The following is a 7482-nucleotide window of genomic DNA, read 5'->3' on the forward strand; positions in this document are numbered from 1 at the left end:
CATATCTACCTTCTTGATGGCAGGCCAAGAGGGACTCGAACCCCCGACACCTGGTTTTGGAGACCAGTGCTCTACCAACTGAGCTATTGGCCTAGCGAAAAAAGAAGTGAAGCTCTTAGAGCTTCATCTCCTTGTGGACCGTGTGGGTCTTGCACCACTTGCAGTACTTGCGAAGGGCAAGTTTCTCCGTGGTGTTTTTTTTGTTTTTTGTGGTGTGATAGTTGCGACGGGTGCACTTCTCACAGCCGAGATGAATTGTTTCTCTCATCGTTGCTCCAGTTTATACCGGCGAACCGGCTATTGGGTGTGATTACTCGATAACTTTGGTAACAACACCGGCACCGACGGTCCGTCCACCCTCACGGATGGCGAAGCGGGTCCCTTCCTCGAGAGCGATCGGGGCGATCAGCTCAACATTCAGTTTGACGTTGTCGCCGGGCATAACCATCTCGGTACCCTCGGGGAGGATAACGGAACCGGTTACGTCGGTAGTCCGGACGTAGAACTGAGGGCGATAGTTGTTGAAGAAAGGCGTATGGCGACCCCCTTCCTCTTTGGTCAGAACATAGACCTCAGCCTCGAACTTGGTGTGAGGAGTGATAGAACCGGGCTGGCAGAGAACCATACCGCGCTGCACATCCTCTTTGGCAATACCGCGAAGCAGGACACCGCAGTTGTCACCGGCTTCACCGCAGTCCATCTCTTTCCGGAACATCTCAACACCGGTGACGGTAGTCTTCTGAGTATCCTTCAGACCGACGATTTCAATCTCGTCACCCACGCAGACTTTACCACGCTCGATCTTACCGGTAACAACAGTTCCCCGTCCCTGGATTGAGAAGATATCTTCGATCGGCATCAGGAAAGGTTTGTCAGTCTCACGCTCGGGATCGGGAATGTAGGTATCGACCTCTTCCATCAGCTTGAGGATCTTTTCAGACCACTCACCGATCTGACCTTTTTTGGCCTCTTCGAGAGCCTGGAAAGCGGAACCGGCTACGATGGGAGTGTCATCACCGGGGAACTCGTACTCGTTGAGGAGTTCGCGAACTTCCATCTCGACCAGTTCGAGCATCTCTTCTTTGTCCTCTTCGTCCAGTTGATCCTCTTTGTTGAGGAAGACGACGATGTAGGGGACACCGACCTGGCGGGAGAGAAGGATGTGCTCACGGGTCTGAGCCATCGGACCGTCAGTCGCGGCGATAACGAGGATCGCACCGTCCATCTGGGCCGCACCGGTAATCATGTTTTTGACATAGTCGGCGTGGCCGGGGCAGTCGACGTGCGCATAGTGGCGCTTGTCGGTCTCGTACTCGACGTGAGAAGTCGCGATGGTGATTCCGCGCTCGCGCTCTTCGGGAGCGTTGTCGATCTGATCGTAATCCATCAGAGCGGTATCGTTTTTGGTGGCCAGTACAGCGGTAATGGCGGCAGTGAGGGTAGTTTTACCGTGGTCAACGTGACCGATGGTACCAATGTTGACGTGCGGTTTGGTACGCTCGAATTTTTCTTTAGCCATAGTATTCTCCTAGCTTTGTGATTTGCGGCTGATATTATATCAGAATCTGCTTAGACCCCATGCCCAACGCTATGGACAAGACTCCAACCCTAAGGTTGTACTCCTGTCCATATTCAGCCGATGTGGTGATGATCTGGAGCCCAGAAGCGGATTTGAACCGCCGACCTCTTCCTTACCAAGGAAGTGCTCTGCCCCTGAGCTATCTGGGCGTTGATAAAGTATGTTTGAATTATGACAGTGTGCAAGCTTTAACTGTGAAGATACAATCGAACCCGATGTAGAACAGTTATTCAGCTCCCAGTATCTTGGAGCGGGAGACGGGACTCGAACCCGCGACCCTCAGCTTGGAAGGCTGACGCTCTAGCCAACTGAGCTACTCCCGCGTCGATGGTGGTGAGAGGAGGATTCGAACCTCCGAAGGCGAAAGCCAGCAGATTTACAGTCTGCCCTCGTTGGCCACTTGAGTATCTCACCAAAAATATACCGGTCAAACACTGACACATTCGCTTTGCAATGGAGCTGGTGATGGGACTCGAACCCGCGACCTGCTGATTACAAATCAGCTGCTCTAGCCAACTGAGCTACACCAGCGCCGTTCCATCGCAAAATGGACCCGAAGTATAATGGAGACTTCCTTAAACATTTATTAAAATCAACAAAATTTTCTTTTTTTCCAACCCTCCCCCTTGAGATATAATCACACTCTGATTTCATGAGAGGTTGACCATGTTAAACATACTTCTGGCTCCCAGTGAGGGCAAGCGTTCCGGCGGAGAGGGGAGCTTCGATCCCTGCCGACTCCTTTTTGACTCCCTCTGTCCGCTTCGTCTTCGTCTGATGGAAGCGTACCGTTCATTGATCCGATCCGATAATCCCGAGACCCTGCAGAAACTCTTCGGCCTCAAAAAAGTCGACGAGATCACCCGTTACGCTTCCCTGGATCCGTTACATTCGCCGGTTCTTCCCGCTGTGGAACGCTATAGCGGTGTTGCCTTCGATCATCTGGACTATCCGTCGCTCCCTGAATCGGCCCGACGCTATGTCCGGGAACATACCGTGATCTTCTCCAATCTCTTCGGCCCGGTACTTGCCGGCGATCCGCTGCCCGACTATCGCCTCACTCAGGGAGCGGCACTCGGTGAAATTCGCCCCGAGGTCGAATACCGCAAGGCGGCTTCGGTACTGCTCGATCACTACCTGGAAGGAAAAGAGATCCTGGATCTCAGAGCCGGTTTCTATGATAAATTCTACAAACCCTCCCTCCCCTATACCACGCTTAAGTTTCTCAAAAACGGCAAAGTAGTCAGCCACTGGGCCAAGGCCTACCGGGGATTGGTTCTGCGCCACTTGGCCCTGAACGGGATAGAGAGTCTCGAAGCCTTCCTCGCCCTGCCGATCCCCGGTCTGGCTCTGGAGGAGATCCGGGAGGGGAAACTCCGCCGGGAAGTGATCTACCGTATCGACGAGTAGTGCCGTGAGACTTCCTGATGAAGAGCAGCTCTATCGGATCATGATTTTTCTGCTCTTCCTGATGGTGATCCTGGGAATTCTTTTCGACACTCCGCGGCACTGAAAAAATACTCAATAAAACCCCTGTCATAAAGGAAACAAGATGTTTGAAATGGGAGCGAAGTTTGAATCGGGATGGAAAAGCGACAACAAAAAAGGAAAAACCGCTGAGGCCGCTGACACGGTTCTCCCTCCGGAGAGTCATAATCTCCGAATTTATCGGGAAAAACGCCGCGGCAAAGTTGTCACCCTCTGCGGACCCTTTGCTTTGAGCCCGAAAGAGAGGAAAGCTCTTCTGGCTGCTTTGAAAAAAGCGCTCGGAACTGGGGGAACGCTTCGCGGCGACGAGCTTGAACTTCAGGGAGAATGCAGCGACACATTGCGCAATGCTTTGAAAAGGAGAGGATTCGGTTTCCGATAAAAGAGAAGATTCCTCCGATCAGATCTGCCACTTCAAACGTAAACTCTCTACAAGTTCCCGGGCTTCCCGCAGGCACGGCTCCTGCCGGATACGGCGTTCATAACCGGCCATGGCGATCCCGGCGACCCGGCGGGATTTGGGGCGATCGCGCCGGAGATGTTCGAAAGCGATGGCGGCATTGATCAGCCCTTTGACCGGTCCGGCGAGAGGATCCTGACGACGGCGCAGAGGATGCCACGCCTCCTCGAGCACCTCATGAGCTTCAAAGTACTCCCCCTTTTCCAAACAGCAACAAAATGCTTTCAAAGCGCTGTCCAATCCTTCTTGTATCCCGGATCTCAATCCTGACCTTTCTAAAGCCGTTCAATATTGCCCACAACCCGGCCGACGATCTCCACCTGCTCGGGGGGGAGAACTTCGGGAGTATAGAGCGGATTGTCGGAGATCAGCTCCACCATGCCGTCGGCCCGGCGGCGGATCCGTTTGACAAAGAGGCCGTTCCCGGTGGCCGCGACAAAAATCCCGTCTTTGGCCGGGTCGGTCTGCCGTCGATCGATAAAGACAATCGAGCCGTCCGGCAGGGTCGGCTCCATCGATTCTCCCTCCACATGGATCGCCTCGATCTCTCCCGAGGGCAAGGGACCCACGAGATTTTCCATGATGGTCCGGTCCACTTCGAGATACTCATACCCTTCGTCGAAGACCTCCGCTCCCCCTCCCGCACTGGCACGGATATCGGCGAAATAGCGAACTCGGAAAAATTTACCGGTCTCCTCCACCAGCATCTCCGCCGGCTGATCGAAAAAGAGCCAGTTGATGCTGATCTTTCTGCGAGCACAAAACTCCATGATCTCGCGATAGGGAATCGACCCGCGTTTCTTCATCGTCGCAAAAGTTGCCTGGGCGATCCCCAGCTCCGCCGCCACGTCCTTGTCGAAAACTTTGCCTCCGATTTTTTTACTGGAGATAATATCCTTGAGCTTTTCGATCACTTCATTGAAGTCCACCATTTGTTCTCCTTTTTTATTGACACTGTATCATAAATATTCTTATTTTATGACAATATGAAATATTTTTATCTTCATTGATTCTATGGAGGATAAAATTAGGAAGATTTAAAAAGAAGGAGTTGAAAATGATTATACGTAAAGACAGAAGCCTTCTCGCCGACGCCATCGCCCGGGGGGTGAAGACTGCCGCCGAGCTGGCCGCTTATCTAAGGGCGCTGGAGAGTGCTGCTCCCCTTCTCCCGAAAAGTGCTCAGGCGTAAACGGACTCTTTGCCATACTTCTTGGCCAGGAGCGCATAGAAAAGTGCCCGGTACTTGTTGCGGTTGGAGCTCCCCATCTTTTCGCAGACCTCTTTGATTGCCGCATCGAGTTTCTCGTCACTCTCGGTGAGCCCCAGCTTTTTCTTCAGGAAGTTTTCCCGGACTCTTGCCAATTCGGAAGCGTCGGAGCAGGAGACCGTCTCCGCATCTTTGTTGTAGATCGAGGGACCGAGTCCATTGGTCACCTTCGCGATCAGTTCGCTATCCAGCCCCAGTTTCAGATCGGCTGCCGTTTTTTGGTAAAGGGCGATCTTCTCATCTTTTTTGCTCATGAATCCTCCTCTTATTATGCTGAGTGAGCTATATTATGCCATAGAATGCAATCTTTTGCATAACATTTTTCTTTTCGAGAAGAATCCGTCCCAAAAAATCTATCGCTACATCACCTCACTATCAATAGTGATGACAGTATGGACATTGCCTCTGGGGTTGAAATCGGCCACCAGTTTCATCCGCCGGGGGCGGAGTTTGCGATAGAGGGTATCGAAGATCTCATTGGCGGCGTTTTCATGGGAGATATAGCGATCCATAAAACTGTTGATATAGAGCTTCAGCGCTTTGAGCTCAATCACCTTTTTTTCCGGTACATAACTTAGATGTATCGTGGCAAAATCGGGATAGCCGGAGCGGGGGCAGCGGCACATGAACTCCGGCAGTTCGATGTCGACAGTATACTCTTTGTCATGCTCATTGGGCCAGAAATTCTCTTCCGCTTCGATATCGAACTCCCGGATCTCTTTTTCTCCGTATTTCATACTGAATCTCCTTCGGGTTGGTAGGGATTGTGAAGAGCGATGAACTCTTCCTCTTTCAGAACTTTACCGGCGGCATAGCCTTGGATATAATCCACACCAAATTCCCGAAGCAATGCAACCTTTTGGCGATTGTCCACCCACTTGGCGGCCGTCAAAATCTTCATCTCCTTGGCCATGGCGATAAAAGAGCGAAAGATGGAAGCGTTTTTGCCGCTTTCCAGATCAAAAGTGTATTCCCGGTCAAACTCGATCATATCGAAGGGGAAATATCTCAGATACTCCATCGAAGCATTGCTGGAGCCGAAATTGTCCAGGCAGAGACGGACGCCACTGTGCTTGAGCATCTTCAATCGCTTGAGATACTCCTCCAGTTGGTGGTGACGTCTGCGCTCATAGAGTTCTACAATCAGGCGATGAGGAGTAACTCCCGAAACTTTCAACTTATCAAAAAACGCTTCAAGGAACTGATCTTTCCGGAGAGAAAAGGGAGAGAGATTGAAGCAGAGGGAGATCTCTTCATCCACCAATTTGGCATTTTCCAGTACCCGATCCAGGATCAGCAGATCATAGATCTCTCCGAGATTATGTCGATTGATAATGGGCAAAAAGGCCTTCGGTGCGATGCTCGAGCCGTCCAAGGCTTTCATCTTCACCGCAATCTCATAAATATCACATCTCTGCGTTTCAAGATTGAGAAGCGGGCGGAACTGGACAAAAAGATCCCGGCGCTCCAGCGCATCAATCACCGCCTGTTCCTCTTCCGAGAGTTGACGGGCATCGGAGACTTTCTCCTCCGGTACCGTTACCGCGCCTCCTTCCCGCTGGGCCAGCAGATCCCGTAGCTGTTCGATCGCCTTGTCGGGATCCTCGATATTGTTGCGAATCACAGCATAGGAACCATGAATCTCCACCCCCTCCAGATGAGGATGGGCCCGGAAAAATCGGGAGAGCTCCTCCTGAACCTTTTCTGGCTCCTCTTCTACTGCCAAGAGAAACTCTGCCCCGTTCTTTCGTCCGATCCAGGCGCGATGACCGAAACGCTGCAACACTTCATCGTTGAGAATCCGGACAAGCTCTTTGAGGATGCGGTCGGCTTTGTTGACACCATAGGTCTCGTTGATCACGGAGAGGTTGCTGATCTTCAGGACCGCCAAGGTCCGGGGACGGTGACGCAAAACCCGATCATGGAAGGAATCGTAATGATAGCTGCCGGTTATCCGGTCAAGGAGGGTCTCTTGTCGGCTCAGCTCCAAAGCGAAAAAGATAAAATAGACAATGGCAAACACCATACCGGCCAAAACAACGACGGTCTCAGTGGTAAGCCTGAGTTTTTCTTCACGGAAAAAGAGTGCGTACACAAGAAGGAAAATAAAAATGACAACCGGTATCCCGATCCTCAACGCCAGCTTGAAGTGTCGGGAGCGTTCCTCACGGACGGATTGAAGCATCAGACATCCAGGTGTTTGACATCTTTGGCATGGGTTTCGATGTAGTTCCGGCGCGGCTCCACCTCATCCCCCATGAAGAGGGTAAAGGTACGATCGGCCTCTTCCACATCCTCGATGGTGATCTGGAGCAGCCGGCGGTTTTCGGGATCCATGGTGGTCTCCCAGAGCTGTTCGGGGTTCATCTCTCCCAGACCCTTGTAGCGCTGGATGTAGGCCCCTTTGCGGGCCGCCGCTAGAATCCGGTCCAGCAGTTCCAGGAGATCCTGATCCCGGAACTCGTCGGTCAGACGCTCCTGGATCTTGCCGGCGATATAGAGGGCTTCGTTGTAGTGGGGATTGGTGAAGAGGTTGTCGTCGATGATCAGCTCTTCGAGCCCCTCGTTGGTCTGAACGTAATAGTGGATCCGCTCATCACTGACGGCGCGGTTGAGGATGTTGTACCCCAGCGTACCGATATACTCTTCCAGGGCCTTGGCCAGATCTTTGTTGCTCTGCCCGAC

General features: G+C 52.2%; 10 protein-coding genes, 5 tRNA genes and 1 pseudogene. 3 read left to right on the top strand and 13 right to left on the bottom strand.

The features are described from left to right. Positions 1 to 17 precede the first annotated feature (17 nt). The 7 genes from F8I07_RS01790 to F8I07_RS01820 all read right to left on the bottom strand — a co-directional run bounded on the left by F8I07_RS01790 (position 18) and on the right by F8I07_RS01820 (position 2110). Positions 18 to 93, bottom strand: a tRNA-Trp gene (locus tag F8I07_RS01790). A gap of 22 nt (positions 94 to 115) precedes the next feature. Then, positions 116 to 268 (bottom strand): 50S ribosomal protein L33, encoded by a 153-nt coding sequence (rpmG, locus tag F8I07_RS01795; protein WP_292654963.1) that lies wholly within the window; start codon positions 266 to 268, stop codon positions 116 to 118. Positions 269 to 310: 42 nt separating this feature from the next. Further along, entirely contained in the window at positions 311 to 1519 is a 1209-nt protein-coding gene (gene tuf, locus F8I07_RS01800) for an elongation factor Tu (protein ID WP_292654965.1), read from the bottom strand. Positions 1520 to 1653: 134 nt separating this feature from the next. Continuing rightward, positions 1654 to 1728, bottom strand: a tRNA-Thr gene (locus F8I07_RS01805). 97 nt (positions 1729 to 1825) lie between these two features. Continuing rightward, positions 1826 to 1902 (bottom strand) — tRNA-Gly (locus tag F8I07_RS01810). A gap of 5 nt (positions 1903 to 1907) precedes the next feature. Continuing rightward, positions 1908 to 1993 (bottom strand) — tRNA-Tyr (locus F8I07_RS01815). 40 nt (positions 1994 to 2033) lie between these two features. Next, a tRNA-Thr gene (locus F8I07_RS01820) sits at positions 2034 to 2110 on the bottom strand. Positions 2111 to 2245: 135 nt separating this feature from the next. Here F8I07_RS01820 and F8I07_RS01825 point away from each other — a divergent pair. Beyond that, on the top strand, positions 2246 to 2989 hold the full coding sequence (locus tag F8I07_RS01825; protein WP_292654968.1) for a YaaA family protein: 744 nt from the start codon (positions 2246 to 2248) through the stop codon (positions 2987 to 2989). 142 nt (positions 2990 to 3131) lie between these two features. Continuing rightward, positions 3132 to 3449 carry a translation initiation factor gene (locus F8I07_RS01830; protein ID WP_292654971.1) on the top strand — a complete coding sequence of 106 codons (318 nt, stop codon included), beginning with the start codon at positions 3132 to 3134 and terminating at the stop codon, positions 3447 to 3449. 18 nt (positions 3450 to 3467) lie between these two features. On the opposite strand, the gene F8I07_RS01835 is transcribed toward F8I07_RS01830, so the two are convergent. Beyond that, entirely contained in the window at positions 3468 to 3755 is a 288-nt protein-coding gene (locus F8I07_RS01835) for a DUF309 domain-containing protein (protein ID WP_292654974.1), read from the bottom strand. 47 nt (positions 3756 to 3802) lie between these two features. After that, positions 3803 to 4459 (bottom strand): helix-turn-helix transcriptional regulator, encoded by a 657-nt coding sequence (locus F8I07_RS01840; RefSeq protein WP_292654976.1) that lies wholly within the window; start codon positions 4457 to 4459, stop codon positions 3803 to 3805. Between the two features lie 125 nt (positions 4460 to 4584). On the opposite strand from F8I07_RS01840, the gene F8I07_RS01845 reads away from it, so the two are divergent. Next, positions 4585 to 4719: a hypothetical protein gene (locus F8I07_RS01845; protein ID WP_292654979.1), complete on the top strand. Its 135-nt coding sequence runs from the start codon at positions 4585 to 4587 to the stop codon at positions 4717 to 4719. Here the strand turns inward: F8I07_RS01845 and F8I07_RS01850 are convergent. The 4 genes and pseudogenes from F8I07_RS01850 to F8I07_RS01865 all read right to left on the bottom strand — a co-directional run. Continuing rightward, a complete protein-coding gene (locus tag F8I07_RS01850; RefSeq protein WP_292654981.1) occupies positions 4710 to 5051 on the bottom strand; it encodes a DUF2853 family protein in 342 nt (113 codons plus the stop codon). The genes F8I07_RS01845 and F8I07_RS01850 overlap by 10 nt on opposite strands. 105 nt (positions 5052 to 5156) lie before the next feature. After that, positions 5157 to 5534: a preQ(1) synthase gene (gene queF, locus F8I07_RS01855; RefSeq protein WP_292654984.1), complete on the bottom strand. Its 378-nt coding sequence runs from the start codon at positions 5532 to 5534 to the stop codon at positions 5157 to 5159. Then, positions 5531 to 6982 (bottom strand): EAL domain-containing protein, encoded by a 1452-nt coding sequence (locus F8I07_RS01860; protein WP_292654986.1) that lies wholly within the window; start codon positions 6980 to 6982, stop codon positions 5531 to 5533. The genes queF and F8I07_RS01860 overlap by 4 nt, the downstream gene beginning before the upstream one ends. Continuing rightward, positions 6982 to 7482: pseudogene (locus tag F8I07_RS01865) on the bottom strand (DNA gyrase subunit B); the annotation flags it as partial. The gene F8I07_RS01860 and the pseudogene F8I07_RS01865, both read right to left, overlap by 1 nt.

Source organism: Nitratifractor sp. (assembly GCF_015487065.1).
In the GTDB taxonomy this organism is placed as follows: domain Bacteria; phylum Campylobacterota; class Campylobacteria; order Campylobacterales; family Sulfurovaceae; genus Nitratifractor.

Excerpts from the sequence above, each read along its gene's own strand:
- rpmG (WP_292654963.1), bottom strand. The coding sequence starts at position 268 with ATGAGAGAAACAATTCATCTCGGCTGTGAGAAGTGCACCCGTCGCAAC.
- tuf (WP_292654965.1), bottom strand. The coding sequence starts at position 1,519 with ATGGCTAAAGAAAAATTCGAGCGTACCAAACCGCACGTCAACATTGGT.
- F8I07_RS01825 (WP_292654968.1), top strand. The coding sequence starts at position 2,246 with ATGTTAAACATACTTCTGGCTCCCAGTGAGGGCAAGCGTTCCGGCGGA.
- F8I07_RS01830 (WP_292654971.1), top strand. The coding sequence starts at position 3,132 with ATGTTTGAAATGGGAGCGAAGTTTGAATCGGGATGGAAAAGCGACAAC.
- F8I07_RS01840 (WP_292654976.1), bottom strand. The coding sequence starts at position 4,459 with ATGGTGGACTTCAATGAAGTGATCGAAAAGCTCAAGGATATTATCTCC.
- F8I07_RS01845 (WP_292654979.1), top strand. The coding sequence starts at position 4,585 with ATGATTATACGTAAAGACAGAAGCCTTCTCGCCGACGCCATCGCCCGG.
- F8I07_RS01850 (WP_292654981.1), bottom strand. The coding sequence starts at position 5,051 with ATGAGCAAAAAAGATGAGAAGATCGCCCTTTACCAAAAAACGGCAGCC.
- queF (WP_292654984.1), bottom strand. The coding sequence starts at position 5,534 with ATGAAATACGGAGAAAAAGAGATCCGGGAGTTCGATATCGAAGCGGAA.
- F8I07_RS01860 (WP_292654986.1), bottom strand. The coding sequence starts at position 6,982 with ATGCTTCAATCCGTCCGTGAGGAACGCTCCCGACACTTCAAGCTGGCG.